Source organism: Nocardia sp. NBC_00565, from assembly GCF_036345915.1.
Classification (GTDB): domain Bacteria; phylum Actinomycetota; class Actinomycetes; order Mycobacteriales; family Mycobacteriaceae; genus Nocardia.
In genome coordinates this window covers 5397519-5417187 of record NZ_CP107785.1, presented here as the reverse complement: position 1 = coordinate 5417187, position 19669 = coordinate 5397519, and the positions used below count along the sequence as shown (strand labels likewise).

At 65.6% G+C, this 19669-nt stretch carries 18 protein-coding genes and 3 pseudogenes; 13 read left to right on the top strand and 8 right to left on the bottom strand.

Annotation, left to right across the window (positions count from 1 at the left end):
• The first annotated feature begins 339 nt into the window (after positions 1-339).
• The 3 genes from OG874_RS25330 to OG874_RS25320 all read left to right on the top strand — a co-directional run bounded on the left by OG874_RS25330 (position 340) and on the right by OG874_RS25320 (position 3432).
• Positions 340-1776: an N-acetylmuramoyl-L-alanine amidase gene (locus OG874_RS25330; protein WP_330249633.1), complete on the top strand. Its 1437-nt coding sequence runs from the start codon at positions 340-342 to the stop codon at positions 1774-1776.
• Between the two features lie 219 nt (positions 1777-1995).
• Positions 1996-3045: a CobW family GTP-binding protein gene (locus tag OG874_RS25325; protein WP_330249632.1), complete on the top strand. Its 1050-nt coding sequence runs from the start codon at positions 1996-1998 to the stop codon at positions 3043-3045.
• 195 nt (positions 3046-3240) lie between these two features.
• Entirely contained in the window at positions 3241-3432 is a 192-nt protein-coding gene (locus tag OG874_RS25320) for a hypothetical protein (RefSeq protein ID WP_330249631.1), read from the top strand.
• A gap of 9 nt (positions 3433-3441) precedes the next feature.
• Here the strand turns inward: OG874_RS25320 and OG874_RS25315 are convergent, their stop codons facing one another.
• From OG874_RS25315 to OG874_RS25300, 4 genes are all read right to left on the bottom strand, one after another.
• On the bottom strand, positions 3442-4452 hold the full coding sequence (locus OG874_RS25315; RefSeq protein WP_330249630.1) for an AraC family transcriptional regulator: 1011 nt from the start codon (positions 4450-4452) through the stop codon (positions 3442-3444).
• 146 nt (positions 4453-4598) lie between these two features.
• Positions 4599-5036: a molybdenum cofactor biosynthesis protein MoaE gene (locus OG874_RS25310; protein WP_330249629.1), complete on the bottom strand. Its 438-nt coding sequence runs from the start codon at positions 5034-5036 to the stop codon at positions 4599-4601.
• Positions 5023-6084 carry a bifunctional molybdenum cofactor biosynthesis protein MoaC/MoaB gene (gene moaCB / locus OG874_RS25305; protein ID WP_330249628.1) on the bottom strand — a complete coding sequence of 354 codons (1062 nt, stop codon included), beginning with the start codon at positions 6082-6084 and terminating at the stop codon, positions 5023-5025. Before moaCB ends, OG874_RS25310 begins: the two co-directional genes overlap by 14 nt.
• Positions 6081-7349 (bottom strand): molybdopterin molybdotransferase MoeA, encoded by a 1269-nt coding sequence (locus OG874_RS25300; protein WP_330249627.1) that lies wholly within the window; start codon positions 7347-7349, stop codon positions 6081-6083. The genes moaCB and OG874_RS25300 overlap by 4 nt, the downstream gene beginning before the upstream one ends.
• A gap of 140 nt (positions 7350-7489) precedes the next feature.
• Between OG874_RS25300 and moaA the strand changes: the two genes are divergently transcribed.
• The 3 genes from moaA (at position 7490) to OG874_RS25285 (ending at position 9395) form a co-directional block, all read left to right on the top strand.
• Complete coding sequence (moaA, locus tag OG874_RS25295) at positions 7490-8548, top strand: GTP 3',8-cyclase MoaA (protein ID WP_330249626.1); 1059 nt, start codon at positions 7490-7492, stop codon at positions 8546-8548.
• The gene (locus OG874_RS25290; protein WP_330249625.1) at positions 8541-8783 is read left to right on the top strand and encodes a MoaD/ThiS family protein; all 243 of its coding nucleotides are present in this window, start codon (positions 8541-8543) and stop codon (positions 8781-8783) included. Before moaA ends, OG874_RS25290 begins: the two co-directional genes overlap by 8 nt.
• A gap of 210 nt (positions 8784-8993) precedes the next feature.
• Complete coding sequence (locus OG874_RS25285; protein ID WP_330249624.1) at positions 8994-9395, top strand: DUF1003 domain-containing protein; 402 nt, start codon at positions 8994-8996, stop codon at positions 9393-9395.
• Between the two features lie 15 nt (positions 9396-9410).
• Here the strand turns inward: OG874_RS25285 and nadE are convergent, their stop codons facing one another.
• Positions 9411-10277, bottom strand: a complete 867-nt coding sequence (gene nadE / locus OG874_RS25280) for an ammonia-dependent NAD(+) synthetase (protein WP_330249623.1) — start codon at positions 10275-10277, stop codon at positions 9411-9413.
• A 6-nt stretch (positions 10278-10283) separates the two neighbouring features.
• Positions 10284-10910 carry a TetR/AcrR family transcriptional regulator gene (locus OG874_RS25275; RefSeq protein ID WP_330257405.1) on the bottom strand — a complete coding sequence of 209 codons (627 nt, stop codon included), beginning with the start codon at positions 10908-10910 and terminating at the stop codon, positions 10284-10286.
• Positions 10911-11039: 129 nt separating this feature from the next.
• Here OG874_RS25275 and OG874_RS25270 point away from each other — a divergent pair, with 129 nt between their 5' ends.
• From OG874_RS25270 to nrdE, 6 genes and pseudogenes are all read left to right on the top strand, one after another.
• Positions 11040-11609: an NAD(P)H-dependent oxidoreductase gene (locus OG874_RS25270; RefSeq protein WP_330249622.1), complete on the top strand. Its 570-nt coding sequence runs from the start codon at positions 11040-11042 to the stop codon at positions 11607-11609.
• A gap of 418 nt (positions 11610-12027) precedes the next feature.
• The gene (gene nrdH / locus OG874_RS25265) at positions 12028-12261 is read left to right on the top strand and encodes a glutaredoxin-like protein NrdH (protein WP_330249621.1); all 234 of its coding nucleotides are present in this window, start codon (positions 12028-12030) and stop codon (positions 12259-12261) included.
• A 46-nt stretch (positions 12262-12307) separates the two neighbouring features.
• Positions 12308-12802, top strand: coding sequence for a class Ib ribonucleoside-diphosphate reductase assembly flavoprotein NrdI (nrdI, locus tag OG874_RS25260; RefSeq protein ID WP_330249620.1), 495 nt, complete (start codon positions 12308-12310; stop codon positions 12800-12802).
• A 38-nt stretch (positions 12803-12840) separates the two neighbouring features.
• A pseudogene (locus OG874_RS25255) lies at positions 12841-13338 on the top strand (ribonucleotide reductase N-terminal alpha domain-containing protein); the annotation flags it as partial.
• A pseudogene (locus tag OG874_RS25250) lies at positions 13327-14532 on the top strand (LAGLIDADG family homing endonuclease); the annotation flags it as partial. The pseudogenes OG874_RS25255 and OG874_RS25250, both read left to right, overlap by 12 nt.
• Positions 14533-14556: 24 nt before the next feature.
• Positions 14557-16173 (top strand): annotated as a pseudogene (nrdE, locus tag OG874_RS25245) (class 1b ribonucleoside-diphosphate reductase subunit alpha); the annotation flags it as partial.
• A 76-nt stretch (positions 16174-16249) separates the two neighbouring features.
• On the opposite strand, the gene OG874_RS25240 reads toward nrdE, so the two are convergent.
• Positions 16250-16561 carry a hypothetical protein gene (locus OG874_RS25240; RefSeq protein WP_330249619.1) on the bottom strand — a complete coding sequence of 104 codons (312 nt, stop codon included), beginning with the start codon at positions 16559-16561 and terminating at the stop codon, positions 16250-16252.
• A 61-nt stretch (positions 16562-16622) separates the two neighbouring features.
• Positions 16623-17615 carry an LLM class F420-dependent oxidoreductase gene (locus OG874_RS25235; RefSeq protein ID WP_330249618.1) on the bottom strand — a complete coding sequence of 331 codons (993 nt, stop codon included), beginning with the start codon at positions 17613-17615 and terminating at the stop codon, positions 16623-16625.
• Between the two features lie 651 nt (positions 17616-18266).
• On the opposite strand from OG874_RS25235, the gene mgtE reads away from it, so the two are divergent.
• A complete protein-coding gene (gene mgtE / locus OG874_RS25230; RefSeq protein ID WP_330249617.1) occupies positions 18267-19631 on the top strand; it encodes a magnesium transporter in 1365 nt (454 codons plus the stop codon).
• Positions 19632-19669 lie beyond the last annotated feature (38 nt).

The following is a 19669-nucleotide window of genomic DNA, read 5'->3' as shown; positions in this document are numbered from 1 at the left end:
AGCTGCCAGTGAGTCTGTCATGCCCGTGTGCTGGTGAACACGGTTTTCCCTGGTGGCACGGCCATGGCCGGGATCAGCGCTCGACGAGTGCAAAGCCTTGGCGAACGAGACTCGGCTGCGCAGAAACGCCACGCCACCGCCTCTATCACGTGGGAGGTGTACGTGCATCTCTTCGAGGGCCGATCTAGAACGCGCGGGGCGGTAGACGCTATGCTCTCCCGTAACAACAGCACCAGCAGTAACACCGGGAGCGCTGCCGCCTAGGTCGATTGGCTGGAACCGCTCACGGGACCATCACGGGACTAGGGAGCTGCTTTGTCTATCTACCAGGCATTTTGCGTGAAGCCAAGCATCATCAGGACCGGTCTCTGCGGCGCCGTCACGGCCGCCGTAGTGGTGACGCTGTCCGGGCTGGCCCCGGCCGCGATCGCTGATCCGGCATCGCCGGATATGTCCACGAAACTCGCAGGCAAGACGATATTTCTCGACCCCGGTCATCAGGGGCCCGAACACGCCGAGAACCTGGCGAAGCAGGTGAGCGACGGTCGCGGCGGCACCAAGGACTGCCAGACCACCGGCATGATCACGGTGAACGGCGTGCAGGAACACACCATCAACTGGAAGGTGGCCGAGCTGGTCCGGGCCACCGTGGAGGATCTCGGCGCGAAGGTGGTGCTCAGCCGTCCGGACGACTCCGGCTGGGGCGGCTGCGTCGATGAACGGGCGCAGGCCGCCAACAATTCCGGCGCCGACGTCGCGGTGAGCATCCACGCCGACAGCGCGCCCGCGCAGTACCGCGGGTTCCATCTGATCGTGCCGCAGCTGCCGATTCTGGATACGAAGGCCGATCAGGTCCAGTCCGGGTCCGGCCTCGCGGCGACGAAGGCAGTGCGCGACGCCTATCTGCAGGCCGGATTCCCGGCCGCCAACTATGCGGGCGCGCAGGACGGTCTGCAGACTCGCTCGGATGTGGCGGGTCCGGCGCTGACCACCGTGCCCGATGTGTTCGTCGAGATGGGCAATGGCGCGAACAACGAGGACGCCGCGCTGCTGGAAAGTCAAGAGGGACAGGTCAAACACGCGCTGGCCATCGCGACCGGCCTGATCGGCTTCCTGCTCGGCAACCCGCAGCAGGCCACGACGCCCGAAGCGGCGGGCACTGCTCCGGCGTCGGCAGGTTCGGCGCAGGCGGGTTCGGCGGCGGATCAGCCCGCCTCGGCTCCGGCCTCGAGTGCACCGCAGGCACAAGCCGTTCCGCAGGCGCAAGCCGCGCCTGGAGCTCCGGCCGCACCGCATGTCCCGGCCCTACCCGCGGCCGCACCGCAGCAAGCGGCTGTCTCCGAGCCCGCGACGGTGCCACAGTCCACGGCACCAGCCGGGACCGTGCCGCACTCGCCCGCCGCACTGGATCCGCCGCCGGGTTATGCGCAGGCCCCGGGCTACGCGCAGCTGCCGGGTTCGCAGTCGCCGAACACGGCACCCGGGTCGCAGCAGTCGCCGACCGCGCCGCAAGCGGATTGGCAGCAGTCACCGGGTTACGCACTGTCACCGAACACCCCGCAGTCACCTGGCACCGCACAAACGCCCGGTTCTCAGCTGTCGCCCGGCCAGAGCACACCGAGCACGACCAGTTCCCTGCCCGTCCTCGTCGGCACCATCATGCAGATGTTGATGCCGCTGGCGCAGTCGCTCGGCATGGACAACACCGTGCTCACCTCGGAGCTGATCAACCTGGCATACACCCTGGCCAGCACCCTGCTGGGCCCGGTGAAGTAAGCGCGACAACCGCATATCGCGGCCACGACCGAGCGAGTCTTTACGAGCGACCGTTCGTGGCTATCGAACACAGCCGAGCCGTCGAAGCGCATGCGACGAAGTCGTATGTCTCGACGGCTCGGACGCTAGCGACTGCTTGCAGGTCGCTCGAAAGGGTCAGCGTGATATCGGGGCCCGCGAACGTACAGCGCCGCAGGTGCTGCCAATAGACTCTGCCGGGTGGCCGAGCGGATACCTGTTCTGATCGTCGCCGGGTTTCTCGGATCCGGGAAGACAACGCTGCTCAACCATCTGCTGCGCAACAACCGGGGCACGCGGATCGGGGTGGTGGTCAACGATTTCGGGGCCATCAATATCGATTCGATGCTGGTGGCCGGACAGGTCGATGCGATGGTGTCGCTCGGCAACGGCTGCGTCTGCTGTGCGGTGGACGTCGGTGAACTGGATGAGCTGTTCACCAGGCTGGCGCAACCGCGCGCCAAGATCGATGTGATCGTGGTGGAGGCCAGCGGCCTGGCCGAACCGCGCAATCTGATTCGGATGGTGGTGGGCACCGAGAACCCGCGCATCCGCTACGGCGGTCTGGTCGAAGTGGTCGACGCCGAACAGTTCCCGGACAGTCGCGAGCGTCATCCCGAACTCGCCACCCATCTGCGACTCGCGGATCTGGTGGTGCTGAACAAGGCCGATCGGGTGCCGCGCGATCGGCTGGATCGGTTGCGGCAGGAGATCATCGAGTTGATCGGGCAGGTGCCGGTCTACGCGACCACACACGGGCGCATCGACCCGGGTCTGCTGTTCGACGAGCCGCTGCGTGAAATACCGCGGGTCGCCGAACAATTGAGCTTCGACGAACTGCTCGCCGAGCACGACCACGAGCACCACCACGACCATGACCACGCCGCGCACCGGCATCTGCACGACGACTACACCAGCGTGTCCTTCACCAGCGAACGGGAATTGGATCCGCGCCGCCTGATCGAATTCCTCGAGGACCCGCCGCCCGGCCTGTTCCGCGCCAAGGGTTTCGCCGCCTTCGGTGTCGCGGCCGAACGCCGGAAGTTCGTGCTGCACATGGTCGGTCGCCATATCGTTTTCGAGCCGGACTCCTGGTCACGCGGCGAATCGCGCACCACTCAGTTGGTCTTGATCGGCGCGGGCCTGCCCGCCGACGCGGCGCTCGCACGTTTACACGACACGGTGCACACCGCCGCCGAACCGCTGGATCCCCAAGCGATGCTCGGCATCTGGCGCTACACCCCGCACTGACACCGCAAGTTGGCGGGTTCTGCTCGAAGCTGGCGCGTTCGGTACTTGGCGCGCCACCGCGCGGACACGAAACTGACACATGTGCCCCGCCGCGCGCGGCACGTGCGCAACGGAGCGAACTTGCCGTGCGCGGTGCTGGCTCGTCGCCGAACCGCGATCGACCGTATTTGTCTCTACGACCGATTGGAGAGTTCCGTGTCAGAGACCTGGGAGAGCGCCACCGCGTATGTGGTCGCCGCACTGGAGGCCAAGGGCACCGCTACTCGCGATGATTTCGATGTGGCCGCCATTGTCGCCGCGACCCGAGATATCGCCGACAGCTGGGATTTCCGCGCCATCGAGGACTCCACGTTCTGGCGGATCGCCGCCACCTTCCTGAAGGTGTGATGGGGCGGATCAGGCGGGTAGGTCCGATCGGTACATGAGCTGGGTCATGGATCGACGCCGGGCCGCCCGCCGCATCGAGCCGACATCGGAGTATCCGAGTAGTTCGGCTTGGCGTGTTCTGCTCAATGGCAGCCCACCCGCGGACGCCTGTGCGAGGCGCGCATTGCGCGCTCGGTCCAGTTCCAGTCGCCACGTGGTGCCCGACTCCATCAATCTGCGCTGCAGTGTGCGCGGGCTGGTAGCGAGTCGGCGGGCCACCTGCTCCAGCGAGACCTCACCCTGCTCCAGCGCGTCGGCCACTGCGGCCGCGACCCGATCCGACCACGCGGTCGCCAACGGCGGCGGTGGCGGGAGTGCGTCGGCGAGCGGCTGCAGTACGGTGGCCAGCACCGGATCGCTGGTGGTCAGCGGCAGTTCCATATCGGCGGCGCGGAAGGTCATCGCATCGACCGGCGCGTCGAATTCGATCGCGGCGGTGCCGAATACCTCGATGAAAGTATCGGATTTGGCCGGTGCGCGCTGCCGCAGTGCCACTCGCAGCGCAACGATCGGTTCGCGGACCACCCGCCGCGCCCGGCTGAGGACCGCCGCCAACCCCCACAGTTGGGTGAGGTCGCGGCCGCGGCCCTCGCCGTCGATCATGTCGAGGTAGAGGGTGACCTCGTGCTCGTTCTCGGTGACCAGGTTGAAGCGGTGATTGGTGGTCACCGCGGCGACGTAGGGGCCGCAGGTCGCCAAGCCCGCACCGAGCGTCGGCGCGGTGGAGAACAGATAGTCGTAGAGGCCGAGGCTGTTGAGCTGGTAGCGACTGGCCACATTCAGTGCGACATTCGGATCGCCGAGCCCGTGTTCGCCGAGTTCCCAGAGTCGGGAGAAGGTGTGGCTCGGTAGGTGCACGTCCTCGCCCGCCATGGTCCATTCGGGTAGTCCGGTCTCGCGGATCAATCGATCTCGGTCCAGGCCCGCCGCGGTGAGCTGCGCGATGACGAATCTGTGCAGCAATACCTGATCGGTTCCCACTACGTCCCCTTCTGACGCGGATCGACGAATCTTCTGGGGGAGAACCTAACTCCGGGGTATTGAATCGTCATTGGAATCGCGTCACAGTGTTGTTTCGGCCAACTCGACGGTCGCTGACCGTGCGGTTAATCATCGGCAATGGCCCTTTACCCGCAGGCGTTTACCCATTCCGAGAGTCCGTCGGCGAACAACTGGCGCTTCCAGATCGGCACCTCGTGCTTGATCCGATCCACCAATTCCGCACAGGTGGCAAAGGCCTCGGCGCGGTGCGGGGCGGCGGCCGCGACAACGATCGCGAGATCGCCGACGGTCAGCGGCCCGATCCGGTGGACGGCCGCGACCGGTAGCCCGGAGCGTGCGGCGAGTTCGGCACAGCAATTGCGCAGAAACCGTTCGGCTTCCGGATGCGCGGAGTACTCCAGCGCGGAAACCGCCTGTCCGCCATCGTGATCGCGCACCTTGCCGGTGAAGACCACCACCGCGCCGTGCTCCGGTCCGGTGACCGCGGCCTCGACCGCGGCCGGATCCAACGGCTGATCGCTGATGCCGGCCAGGCGCACGGCCGCGAATTCACTTGTTGTCATGGTTGCCGCCTCCGGCTACTTGCGCTAGCAGATGATCCAGCAGCGGTTCGAGCACCGCCATACCGTCTTTGACCCCACCGGGGGAGCCGGGCAGATTCACGATGACCGATCGGCCCGCCAGTCCGGCCACCCCGCGGCTGAGCGCGGCCAGCGGGAACTTCGCGGTGCCGCGCTGGCGAATCGCCTCGGCGACACCCGGCAATTCGCGATCGAGCACGGCCAGCGTCGCCTCGGGTGTCGCATCGGTGGGGGAGGCGCCGGTGCCGCCGGTGCTGACCACCAGCGACGGCGCGAAGCGCAGCGCGTCGACGAGGCCGATCTCGATCTCGGCGTCCGCGTATATCAGCGGGCCGCGCACCGAAAAGCCGAGTTCGCCAAGCCATTCCGCGAGCACCGGGCCGGTGGTGTCCACGCGAGTGCCGATCGCGGCGCCGGTCGAGGCGACCAGCACCACCGCCGTTCGCGATTCGGTATCGGAGAAGTCTTCCGGCTGTTCGTCATCCGCGGTTTCGATGGCGGATTCGGTTGCGGGTGCCTCGTTCTCCAGCAACCGGATCGTGGTGTCCGGCGCCTGCTCCTCGGGTCGCTCCCAATGTCCGTGTTTGCCACCCTCTTTGGTGAGCAGCCGCACGCCGTTCAGTGTCGCCGCCGGATCGACCGCCTTCACCATGTCGTGCAGCGTCAAACCAGCCACCGCGACCGCGGTGAGTGCCTCCATCTCGACACCGGTGGGGCCCTTGGTCTTCGCGCTCGCCTCGATCGTGATGGTGGTGTCGGTGAAGCCGAACTCGACCTTGACCGAGGACAGTGCCAGCTGATGGCACAGCGGAATGAGTTCCGAGGTCTTCTTCGCACCCGCGATTCCGGCGATCCGCGCGGTGGACAGCACATCGGCCTTCGGCATGTCGTCGGCCCGCACCAGTGCGATCACCTCGGCGGTGGTCCGCAACTCACCGGCCGCGACCGCGATCCGGGTGCTGTCGGATTTCGCGCTCACATCGACCATGCGGGCGCGCCCTTCCCGGTCGACATGGGACAACTCACTCATAGCAACCACACTCGCACAGTCGCGCCGACGGCCAGCGAGGTGACCTCCGCCGGCACATCGATCAGCACATCCGCCCAGGCCATGCCCGCGATGAGATGGGAACCGGGCCCGGACACGACTTCGACGGCCGCGGGTCCGCGATACAAGCCGGGTGCCGCGCCGTCCTCGCGCACGAGTTGTCCGCGCAGGAATTGGCGACGCCCCTCGGGCGAGCGCACCGGATTGCGCAGCGGGACCTGATAGATCTGCACCTCGGGCAGGCCCGCGAGCCGGCGCAGCATGGGCCGGGCGAATACCTCGAAGGACACCATGGTGCTCACCGGATTTCCGGGAAAGCTCAGTACCGGCACGCCGTCGACGACGGTGAGACCCTGTGGCCCACCGGGTTGCACCGCGACCGAGCCGAATTCGCCGCCCAGCGGCCGCAGGACATCCTTGACCACCTCGAAATCACCCTTGGAGACCCCACCGGAGGTGAACACGACATCGGCGGATGCCGTTGCGGCGGTGAGCAATGCGCGGAATTTCGCCGGATCGTCGGTGCTGTGCTCGACCGAAACGACCTCGACACTGTTGGCGGTGAGCGCGGCGGCGAGGGCGATGCCGTTGGAGTTGTAGATCTGGCCGGGGCGCAATGGTGTTCCGGCACAGACGAGTTCGTCGCCGGTGGTGATGACCGCCGCGCGAATCGGCTGGAAGACCGGCACCGTCGGTAGCCCGACCGCCGCCAGCGCGGCAATGTGGCGGGGCGCCAAGATGGTTCCCGCTCGCGCCAGCAGGTCGCCGGTGCGCACGTCGGTACCCGGTTCGCGCACGAACTCGCCCGCGGTGCGGCCCCGTTCGACGGTCACCATCGCGCCGTCGCTGCGCACGTCCTCCACTGGCACCACACAATCGGCGCCCGGCGGAATCGGCGCACCCGTCATCACCTTCATGGCCGCGCCGGGCGGTAACGGCGTCTGTCCGGCGGCGCCCGCGGCGACCACACCGGCCAGCGGCAGCGTCACCGGCGTGACCACCACCGATTCGGCGCGCACCGCGTAACCGTCCATCGCGGAATTGCGGAATACCGGCAGGTCCACCGGAGCGTGCAGATCCTCGGCCAGCTGTCGGCCCAGCGCCGCGGGCACGGCGACGGATTCGACCGCCCGCGCGGCCAGCGGGCGCAACAACTGCTCGATGGTGTCGCGGTACGCGTCGACGGACCGGGCCGCGGCGGGGCGGGGTTGCCGGTGGCCACCGGAGGTGGCGGAGCGCGAGGTCATGCGGCCAGCCTAATCGCCGATCGGTAGCGGGTTCTCTTGTCGTTTCGCACGAACACTCACCTGCTGATCTCGGTCTTTGTGAGGCCAGAATGGTGCGGTCTGCCCGTGAGCACAGCACGCGGACCGGTCATAATGGACTTGTGACGCTGGTCGAGATGGGGATTCCCGCCGTGCGGTCCAGGCTGCCCTCCCTCGACGGACGCCCGGACACGCCGTACCTGGTGGATCGATTCGGGCGGACGGCACGCGATCTGCGCGTATCGATCACCGAGAAGTGCTCGCTGCGCTGCACCTATTGCATGCCCGAGGAGGGCCTGCCCGCGATTCCGCAGGACGAACTACTGACCGTCGAGGAGATCGGGCGCCTGGTCGCGCTCGCGGTGCGGGAGTTGGGGGTGCGCGAGGTCAGGTTCACCGGCGGCGAGCCGCTGCTGCGCCGCGATCTCGAGCGGATCATCGCGGGCTGCCACGCGCTGGTGCCCGGGACCCCGCTTTCCATGACGACCAATGGTGTCGGTCTGGCCCATCGGGCCCGCGGACTCGCGGCCGCCGGGCTGAGCCGGGTGAATGTCTCGCTGGATACGGTGGATCGGCTCGGCTTCGCCCGGCTGACCCGACGCGACCGACTCGAGTCGGTCTTCGCGGGCATCCGCGCCGCCAGGGACGTCGGTCTCGCGCCGATGAAGATCAACGCCGTGCTGATGCGCGACACTCTCGCCGGTGCGCCGGATCTGCTGCGGTGGTGTCTGGACGAGTGCTGCCAACTGCGGTTCATCGAGGAGATGCCGCTGGACGCCGATCACGAATGGGCCCGCGCCAATATGGTGACCGCGGCCGAATTGCTCGATGTGCTCGGCACTCGGTTCACCCTCACCGAGGCGGGCCGTTCGGATCCGTCGGCCCCCGCGGAGCAGTGGCTCGTCGACGGCGGCCCGGCCACCGTCGGCATCATCGCGACGGTGACCCGCAAGTTCTGCGACACCTGCGACCGGACCCGGCTCACCGCCGACGGCATGCTGCGGTCGTGCCTGTTCAGCGATCAGGAATTCGATGTCCGCAATGCGCTGCGCATGGGCGCCGACGACGATGAGATCGCCACCATCTGGCGCGGCGCCATGTGGAACAAGTGGGCCGGCCACGGTATCGATGCCGAGGACTTCATCCCCCCGGAACGCACGATGGGAGCCATCGGTGGTTGAGATCCGCTACTTCGCCGCGATCGCCGACGCCGTCGGCAAGGATCGGGAAACCCTGGATTTCCCGGCCGACGCCACGGTCGCCGATCTGCGCACCATCCTCGCCGACTCCTACGGCCCCGACCTCGACAAAATGCTCGCCGTCTGCGCCTACCTCGTCGGCGACGAACTAACCCGCGACCCCTCCGCCCTCCTCACCCCCCGGGTCGACGTCCTCCCTCCCTTCGCAGGCGGCTGACCCTCCTGTCTCGTCCGCCCGCCGACTGTCAGGTGGTTGGTCGGGACACGCCATGGCCGCTGCTGATCGTGTCGGCGCAGCGGCGAACAGTGCGATGGCGCCGGTGGAACTCGCGCTGGGAGTGTCCGCGACCCTGTGCGGGGGAAGGGACCGCGTTAGCATCGGCGCCAACGCATTTCGTTGCTCCACTTCGAGGAGGCCGACCGTCCCATGCTGAAGCCGCCGAAGTCGCCGCTGCATCCCACCGTCCTGAAGCAGCAGGAGATGCGGGCGGCCAGCCTCCAGCTCCGGCTCGCCGACCAGATCACCAAGTTCGCCGGGTCGATGCAGTTCGTCTATATCCACGCGGTGTTGTTCGCGGTCTGGATGCTGTGGTTCGAGAAGAGTCCGTGGCCGACCCTGACACTGGTCGTCTCGCTGGAGGCGATCTTCCTGTCGACTTTCGTGATGATCGGCCAGAACCGGCAGGCGCAGTTCCAGCAGTTGAAGGCCGACCACGACTTCACCGAGCAGGAGTTACAGCTCAAGTCCGATCTCGAGCTGACGAAGTCCATTCATGCGATGACCACGGAACTGCACCGCAGGCTGATCGAGGAAGCGGACCGGAAGTAGCCCGACCGGAAGTACTCAGCGCCACCAAGTGTCGAGCGGTGTGACCGGCACGGTGCGCTTGTGGCGGGTGTTCCGGAACATCGTCTCCAGCTTCTCGGCGACCTCGGGGGTGACGTCCTTGCCCTCCAGATAGTCATCGATCTCGCTGTAGCGCAGACCCAATGCCTCCTCGTCGGGCAGCGCGGGGCGGTCGTCCTCGAGGTCGGCGGTGGGGACCTTGGACCAGATGCTCGACGGTGCGCCGAGTTCCTGCAGCAGGGCCGCGCCCTGACGCTTGGTGAGTCCGGTGAGCGGGGTGATGTCCACGCCGCCGTCGCCGAATTTGGTGAAGAAGCCGGTGACCGCCTCGGCGGCGTGATCGGTGCCGACGACGAGCATGTTCTCCTGTCCGGCGATGGCGTACTGGATCACCATGCGTTCGCGGGCCTTGACATTGCCGCGCACGAAATCACGCAGTTTGTCCACGTGCCGGGGGTTGGCAGTCGGCGGAGCCGACGGGGTGGGTGAACTCAGTGACGAGGCGACCTCGGCGGCAACGGCATTGGCGCCGGGGCGGATATTGACCACCACCGAGCGGTCGGGCTGGATGAACCGCAGTGCGATCCGGGCATCGGCCTCATCGGCCTGCACACCATAGGGCAGCCGCACCGCGAGGAATGCGGCATCGACGCCGTCGGCGCGCAGCTCCTCGGCGGCGAGCTGGCACAGTCGCCCGGTCAGCGCGCTGTCCTGGCCGCCGCTGATGCCGAGGACGAAACCCCGTGCGGGACTTGCGCTCAGATAGTCCTTGAGGAAATCGATCCGGCGCCGTACTTCGACCTTCGGTTCGATACTCGACTGGACGCCCAACTCGGCGATGATCTGTGCACGCAGGTTCCCCATGACGTGTCACTCTACTGGGCGCAACGTGGTGACGACGCGCCGAACGAAGGCTTCCCAGTTATCCCCGATCTGGCACCGGCTGTAGCCGAGGACATGCATTTGATGCATCACCAACGCGGCCGTGAGCAGGCCGAGTAGCCCGTCGGCGATCAGCGTGGCATCGCCGTCGATATTCGCCTGGCGCAACAGCATCGACACATGCGACCGGAGCAGTTCGTACGGCGCGCCGGTATAGCGGTCGCTCGCCTCGCCGATCTCCGCGGCACGGTGCAGTTCGCCTTCGACCTCGATATCGAGCAGCCGGGCCCGCCCGAAGGCGATGAGCCGATCCACCGGTGCCGCCCCCGGCCCCAGCGGCGGCGGCCCGAACATGAACGCTTCCTGATATTTCCGCTCGGCATGATCCAAAAGTGCCCGCAGCAGCCCTGACCTGCTGCCGAAGCGGCGGAAGACGGTGCCCTTGCCGACGCCGGCCCGTTTGGCGAGCGCATCCATCGTTAGGCTGTCTACGCCTTGCTCGCGTACCAGCTGTTGCGCTGCGTCCAGAAGTAACTGGCGGTTGCGCGCGGCGTCCGCGCGTTCGTGGTTTCCGGGCAGGGGTGCACCGACGCCGAGTAAAGGGCGCTCCGGCATCATTCCGTCCGGCGTGGATGTGCTGTAGCTCACAGGCCTCTCGCGGTTCTCCCGGGAATGGAATCGGACCATGGTCCGGTTAGTGTAGGCAGAAGTTCGGACACCACATTCAGTACACCAGGAGTCGTCATGCCCCAGACCCGCATCCTCGCTCTTATCGGCAGCCTCCGTGCCGCATCGATCAACCGTCGGCTCGCCGAGGCCGCGGTGCAGACCGCGCCGGAGGGCGTCGAGATCACCATCTACGAGGGCCTCGCCGATATCCCGTTCTACAACGAAGACCTCGACGTGCCCGGCTCCGTGCCCGCCGCCGCGCAGGCGCTGCGCGCCGCGGTCGCCGAATCCAATGGGCTGCTGCTGGTCACCCCCGAGTACAACGGCACCATTCCGGCCGTACTGAAGAACGCCATCGACTGGGCCTCGCGCCCCTACGGCGCCGGTGCGCTCAAGGATCGTCCGGTCGCGGTGGTGAGCGGTTCGATCAGCCAGAACGCGGCCAAGTGGGCGCACGGCGATGTGGTCAAGGCGCTCGGTGTGGCCGGCGCGAACGTCGTGGAGGACGCGCACCTGCACTTCGGTGGATTCGGCGCGCGGTTCACCGAGGCGCATCCCCGTGATGATGCCGAGGCGCTGACCCAGCTCGGCGCGACCGTGCACGAACTCGTTCGGGCGACCAGCGGCGAACTGGTGTCCGCCTAGCGCCGCGTTCCTGGATGCAGGGCCGCCCCACTCCGTTCGCGGAGCGGGGCGGCCCTTTTTGTCTGCCGAAGAGGTTTGCTGGAAGTCCGCTGCGGTATGAAATTGTGATCTGCGCCACTGTTGTGTCGGGTTGCGAATCGAGCGTCCAGGTACTTACCGATCGGGAATCACATCTTTGTGACTCGCAACATGTCGTGTTGTATGAATCTGTCGGCCACTAGGTGTAGTGTCTTCCGTACTGGAAGACGGGATGAGATCAGCTCCTGCCGCGAGCGGCTGAGCAGGGATTTCAGGTACCGGCCCAGGAGTTTGCGCAGGTACGTCGGATCAGCACACCGTAGCGACTCTTGCAGGTCGCTGGAAACGATCGGCATACGGATCACAGGCTGTGGATCAGGCATAGGAGAGAGGGACATCAATGACCATCACCGTGTACACCAAGCCCGCTTGCGTCCAGTGCAATGCCACCTACAAGGCGCTCGACAAGGCCGGGGTGGACTACGAAGTCATCGACATCTCCGAGAACGACGAGGCGCGTGACTACGTCATGGCGCTCGGTTACCTGCAGGCGCCGGTCATCATCGCCGGTGAGGATCACTGGTCCGGCTTCCGGCCCGATCGCATCAGGTCGCTCGCGACCGTGGCGGCCTGACCGCCTTTCTCGCTTCCGGTTCATCCGATGAAAACAGGAGAGAGCCATGTCCACAGGGAAAGCGTCCGCGGGTCACCCCGCAGACACCGCTCCTGGGCTGGTCTACTTCTCCAGCGCCTCGGAGAACACGCATCGCTTCGTCGAGAAGCTGGGACTCCCGGCGACTCGTATACCACTGCACACCGCTGATTCGCTGCGCGTAGACGAACCCTACGTGCTGATCGTCCCCACCTACGGGGGCGGTCGGCACGTACTGGGGGGAAACAGATCCGATAAGGATTTCGTGCCGCGGCAGGTCGCCAAGTTCCTCAACGATCCGCACAACCGCGCCCTGCTGCGCGGGGTCGTCGCGGCGGGAAATACGAACTTCGGCGATACCTACTGCTATGCGGGCGAGGTGATCTCGCGCAAATGCGGGGTGCCTTACCTGTATCGCTTCGAACTCATGGGAACCGCTGAGGACGTCGAGCGCGTCCGAGAGGGATTGGGATTGTTTTGGCAACAGCAACGACAGCACCGACCGGCAAGACGGCTCGCTTAGAGCAGCCCCCGGTCCGGAACGCCGAGGCGGGCGAGGTGATGGACTACCACGCCCTCAACGCGATGCTGAACCTGTACGGCGCCGACGGCAAGATCCAGTTCGACAAGGACCGCGAAGCCGCGCACCAGTACTTCCTGCAGCACGTCAACCAGAACACCGTCTTCTTCCACAATCTGGACGAGAAGCTGGACTACCTGGTCGACGAGAACTATTACGAGGCAGAGGTTCTCGAGCAGTACAGCCGCGCGTTCATCAAGTCGCTGTTCCAGCAGGCCTACGCCAAGAAGTTCCGGTTCCCGACCTTCCTCGGCGCGTTCAAGTACTACACCTCGTACACCCTGAAGACCTTTGACGGTAAGCGCTATCTGGAGCGGTTCGAGGACCGCGTGGTGATGGTCGCGCTGACGCTGGCCGCCGGTGACGAGGTGCTCGCGGGCAAACTGGTCGACGAGATCATCGACGGCCGTTTCCAGCCCGCCACCCCGACCTTCCTCAACTCGGGCAAGAAGCAGCGCGGCGAGCCGGTGTCGTGCTTTCCGGCGGGGACACCGGTCGACACGATCGACGGCCCGCGGGCAATCGAGACGTTGCAGTCCGGTGACCGGGTGCTCTCCCACGACGGCTCCTACCGCGCTGTGGAGGCGGTGGTGGAGAACCCGAACGACCAAGCTCTGGTGTCGATTTCGCACTTCGGGCACAAGGAGCCGATCCGGTGCACGCCGGAACACCCAATTCTCGTGTGGACCACGCGTGATGTCGACACATTGATCGAGGGTGATGGCGCTGACCCGTTCAACGGTTTCGTGTGGCTGGCGGCCCAGGATGTGCACCCGTCGGACTTCATCGTGACCGCAGCTCCAGTAGTTGGTCGCGACCGCCGCGTGTACGACCTGATGAAACACGCCGGTGACGGGACCTACGAAGAAGTCGACGGTCTGATCCGCAAGGTGAACACGGACGCGAAGCATCGGAACAAGCAGCGGCATCACCAGCGCTTCGTTTCGGTGAATCGGTACGCGGCGGAGTCCTATGATCTTGGCCTCATCCTCGGGTGGTACCTCGCGGAGGGACATGTTTCCAAGCGTTCCAGCACCGGGGGAGTGCAGCCGAATGGCATCCACTTCACGCTGGGCGCGCATGAAACTGCCCACCAGGAAGAACTGACGGCTGCCTTCAAACAGGTGTTCGCAGCGGATCTAGCTGTCCACACGAACAACTCGGACAACTCTGTCCGTATGGTGTGCAATAGCAAGCTCGTGGCCTCGCTGATGCTCGCGATGGCCGGAACCGGATACAGCACTAAGTGGTTGTCCCATGATGTTCTCACCGCCAACGAGGGATTCCAGCGTGGCTTGCTGGCCGGGTTGTTCCGTGGGGATGGCTGCTGCACCACCGGCGGTCTCGTCCTCGACCTGGTCAATCCTGACCTGGTCGATCAGGTGCAGTTGATTCTTCGGCGGCTCGGGGTCATTGCCACGGTTCGCCGGTATGTCAACCAGGCGGGCAACATCACCGGTCAACTCTTTGTTCCGGGGCTCCCGGGTACGAACGAAGAGTTCATCTTCGACGTCGGCAAGAACCTCCACAACTACGTGGGTCGTAAGGGCACCACACGCACCACCTATCAAGTGGTGCATGGCCGCCATGTGTACGGAGTCCGGGAGATCACGCGGACCGAGGAGACTCCCGAGCAGGTCTACAACCTGCACGTCGAGGGAACGCACACCTATACGATTCGCGGCACGGTGGTGCACAACTGCTTCCTTTTGCGCATCGAGGATAATATGGAGTCCATCGGGCGCTCCATCAACTCCGCGCTGCAGCTGTCCAAGCGCGGCGGCGGTGTCGCGTTGCTGCTCAGCAACATTCGCGAGCACGGCGCGCCGATCAAGAAGATCGAGAACCAGAGCTCGGGCGTCATTCCGATCATGAAGCTGCTCGAGGATTCGTTCTCCTACGCTAACCAGCTCGGTGCCCGTCAAGGTGCGGGTGCGGTATACCTGCACGCGCACCACCCGGATATCTACCGGTTCCTGGATACCAAGCGGGAGAACGCGGACGAGAAGATCCGCATCAAAACGCTCTCGCTGGGTGTGGTGATCCCGGATATCACCTTCGAGCTGGCGAAGAAGAACGAGGACATGTACCTCTTCTCGCCGTACGACGTGGAGCGCATCTACGGCAAGCCCTTCGCCGATATCGATGTGACCGAGAAGTACTACGAGATGGTCGACGACAAGCGGATCCGCAAGTCGAAGATCAAGGCGCGCGAGTTCTTCCAGACCATCGCCGAGCTGCAGTTCGAATCCGGCTACCCCTACATCATGTTCGAGGACACGGTGAACCGGGCCAACCCGATCGCGGGCAAGATCACCCACTCGAATCTGTGCTCGGAGATCCTGCAGGTCTCGACGCCGTCGCTGTTCAACGACGATCTGTCCTACAGCAAGGTGGGCAAGGACATTTCGTGCAACCTCGGCTCGCTGAACATCGCCAAGACGATGGATTCACCCGACTTCGCGCGCACCATCGAGGTGGCGATCCGCGCGCTGACCGCGGTCTCGGATCAGACGCACATCTACTCGGTGCCCTCGATCGAGCAGGGCAACAACGAATCCCACGCGATCGGGCTCGGCCAGATGAACCTGCACGGGTATCTGGCGCGCGAGCGGGTGCACTACGGGTCCGATGAGGGCATCGATTTCACCAATATCTACTTCTATACCGTGGTGTACCACGCGATTCGGGCCTCGAACCTGATCGCGAAGGAGCGCGGCAGCTACTTCGGCGGTTTCCCCGAATCCAAGTACGCCTCCGGTGAGTACTTCGACAAGTACACCGAGCAGGTGTGGGAGCCCAAGACCGAGCGGGCCGCGCAGCTGTTCGCCGATGCGGGCGTGCACATTCCGACCCAGGCCGATTGGCTCGAGCTGAAGGCCTCGGTCATGGAGCACGGCATCTACAACCAGAATCTGCAGGCCGTGCCGCCGACCGGTTCGATCTCCTACATCAACCACTCCACCAGCTCCATCCACCCGGTGGCCTCGAAGATCGAGATCCGCAAGGAAGGCAAGATCGGCCGCGTCTACTACCCGGCGCCCTACCTCGACAACGACAACCTCGAGTACTACGACGACGCCTACGAAATCGGCTACGAGAAGATCATCGACACCTACGCCGCGGCCACCCAGCACGTGGACCAGGGCCTGTCGCTGACGCTGTTCTTCAAGGACACGGCCACCACCCGCGACCTGAACCGCGCGCAGATCTACGCGTGGCGCAAGGGCATCAAGACGCTCTACTACATCCGGTTGCGCCAGATGGCGCTCGAGGGCACCGAAGTCGAGGGTTGCGTGTCCTGCATGCTGTAGACGTTTACGCGAAAAGGGGTGGCCTCCGTTGATCGGAAGGTCACCCTTTTCGTATGTCGCCGTGTGTTTTCGGCTGTCACTGGGGGAGCAGGCCGAGGATGGCCAGTTCCGCGGTGAGATCGGTGGTGGATCCCGTGACCAACGTCGCGCCGGCCAGCAACGCTCGGTCGCGCGTGCTGCCCGCGGTACCGCGGGAACTGGAGTAGACGATGATCGGCACCGACAGTCCGCGGACAGTGCTCGCGGTCGACTGGGGCGAGTACTCGCCGGGCGGGCGGGCGGATCCGTATTGCAGGATCGGGGGCAGTCCGCCCGGGGGACAACGCCACCGGCCCCGCCTGGGGATTCCGGTGGCGCTGGTCGCTCTCGGTGTGATCGCGATCGGCAACGGTCGAACTCGCCGTCGATCGCCCCGGCGAGCAAGGCGTCCCATTCGCCGCGGGTGAAGATCAGCGCAGAGCAGGTGCCACTTCGCGCTCGAAGAGTTCGATGCCGGAGGTGTCGTAGGCGGCCTCGGGGAAGTTGAAGATGGCGTAGCCGAGGCCGAGATCGCGGACCTTGGTGAGGTTTTCGATGACCTGCTCGGGGGTGCCGACCGCGGCGGAGGTGCGCAACATGCCGTCGACGAAGGACTTGGCCTTGTCCTCGCCGATGACGGCCGCCAGCTGCGCCTGCAATGCCGAAAGGCGTTCTTGCACTTCGGCTTCCGTGGCCGCGATGACCACGTTGAAGTTCGAGGAGCGCACGATGGCGTCGAAATCGGTACCGAGATCGGCGCAGTGCGCGCGCAGGATCTCGGACTTGCGCGTGAACTCCTCCGGATCACCGCTGAAGTTGGTGTAATTCGCGTACTTCGCCGCGATCCGCAGCGTCTTCTTCTCGCCGCCGCCCGCGATCCACAGCGGAATTCCGCCGTCCTGCAACGGAAGCGGGCGCACGATGGCGCCGTCGACCTGGTAGTACTTGCCGTCCAGGGTGGCCTTGCCGTCGGTCCAGGCCTGCTTGAAGATCTGCACGCCCTCGTCCAGGCGGCCCAGTCGCTCACCGGCCGATGGGAAGCCGTAGCCGTAAGCGCGCCACTCGTGTTCGTACCAGCCGCCGCCGATGCCCATCTCGACCCGGCCGCCGGAGATCAGATCCGTGGTCGCCGCGACCTTTGCCAGGTAGGCCGGATTGCGGTAGCTCATCGCGGTACACATCTGCCCCAACCGCACCCGCGAGGTGCTGGCCGCGAACGCCGCCATCAATGTCCACGCCTCGTGCGTCGCCTCCTCGGTCGGCACCGGCACCGTGTGGAAGTGGTCGTAGACCCAGATCGACTCCCAGAGATCGCCACTGTCGATCCGCTGGGCGAGATCGCGCATGACCCCCCACTGCGCCGCCGGTTCGATACCGACCAGATCTAGCCGCCAACCTTGCGGAATGAAGATGCCGAACCGCACAGATATCTCCTTCGTGTGTTTCCTCGAACCTAGCGGCAACTGCTCCACTGTTCCGGCCGCACACCACGCGGGCAACAGTTCCGCGCCGCGTGCGCACAACTATCGAAGCCAGCGCGTCATCCAGTGTGCTCGAGCTGCCGTATGTCCGCCAGTCGGCGTTTATTCGGTGGCGTCGGAGGACGATTCGGGTCAAGCTGGAGCCGATAGTGATGAATAGTTATGGACAGCCTCGGCTCGGGGTGGATTTCGGACGCCGAACTGGCCCGAGGTGGAACGCGCCGTCGCGGCGACATTCGCTTCCTGACCTGCGCCAGTGTGGCCCTGCTCAGGTTCGGCGGGTTGGTCCCGGGATTTACGCGATTCGACGGTGAACGTTCACCCGGGCACATGTATCCTTCAACCGGAAGCTTTGCGTCTGGTGGCGCATCTGGGACATCTGCGATGGCGACAGCCAGGCAGCGGCGATGAGGAGGTGGGGTTGCCATGCGCAGCGAACCTCCCAGTCGAAGGCCGCGCGGCGCCGCCCTTCGTAATACCGACGCGGAACAGTAGCTTCCGGCAGTAGTTCGGTCATGGGGGTCGGTGCCCGCGGTGTGACTTCGTGTCCTTCGATTCACTCGCTTACTCGCCGTTATGTGCTGAGGACCTCCCATGTCGCAGACCGATCTCATCGAAGTACGCCCGACGCTGTCCGCATCCCTGCAGGACATCGCGGAAACCCATCGTGTCGATGCCGCGCTGGACTGGCTCGACAATCACCCGCCGCACGTCATCGCCGACGAACTCGGCCGGATGGACGCCGTGCAGGCCGGTCTGGCCTTCCGGTTGCTCGACAAGGACCTGGCGCTGGCCGTCTTCGAAGAGCTCGAACCGGTGGATCAGCAGCAGATCCTGCAGGGTCTGCGCGACCAGAGCTTCCGTGACCTGGTCGAAGGCATGGCGCCCGACGACCGGGCCAGGATGCTGCGTGAGGCGCCCGCCAAGGTCGCCAAGAAGGTGCTGGCCGGACTGAGCCCACGCGAACGGCGGATGACCGCAGCGCTGCTCGGCTACCCGGAGGGCTCGGTCGGGCTGTACATGACCCCGGAAGTCGTTGCGCTGCCACGGAATCTGACCGTCGCCGATGCCCTGCAGACGGTGCGGGCCAAGGGCACCAACGCCGAAACCGTGTACACGCTGCCGGTGGTCGATGCCGGTCGCCGCCTCACCGGCATCGTCGAACTGCGCGAACTGGTGCTGAGCAGCCCGGACACCATGGTCTCCGAACTCGTCGTCACCGAACCGACGTTCGCGCGCGCCACCGACTCGGCCGAGAAGGCCGCCCGGCTGATGCGCGAGACCAACGACATCAACCTGCCGGTCGTCGACAGCGAGGACCGGCTGGTCGGGCTGCTCACCATCGATGACGCCGTCGAGGTCATCGAGGCCGCCGACAGCGAGGATGTCGCCAAGCAGGCGGGCTCCGCGCCGTGGGAGGGCCACTACATGGCCGCAAAGGTGTTGCAGCTGGCCCGCTATCGCGCACTGTGGTTGCTGCTGTTGCTCTTCGCGGCGACCCTGACCGTGAGCGTGACCGATTTCTTCGAGGGCACCCTGCAGCAGGCGGCACATCTGGCGCTGTTCATCCCGCTGCTCATCGGCGCGGGCGGCAATGCGGGCGCCCAAGCGGCCACGGCTTGTGTGCGCGCGCTGGCCGTCGGCGAGGTTCGCGGCTCCGACCTGTTCAAGGTGATCTGGCGCGAATGCCGCGTCGGGCTGGTGCTCGGCACCATGCTCGCCACCGCGGGTGTCATCATCGGCGCGTTGTTCGTCGATCCCGGCACCGCCCTGGTTGTCGGTATCACCCTGGTGCTGATCTGCGGTTGGGCGGCGACCATCGGCGGCATGATGCCGTTGTTGGCCAAGCGTTTCCGCATCGACCCCGCGGTCGTCTCGGCACCCATGGTGACCACTCTGGTGGACGCCACCGGCCTCATCATCTACTTCACCACCGCGAAGCTGGTTCTCGGTATCTGACGCAGACCCTCTTCCGCGCGCCTTCCGGCGTGTCCGCC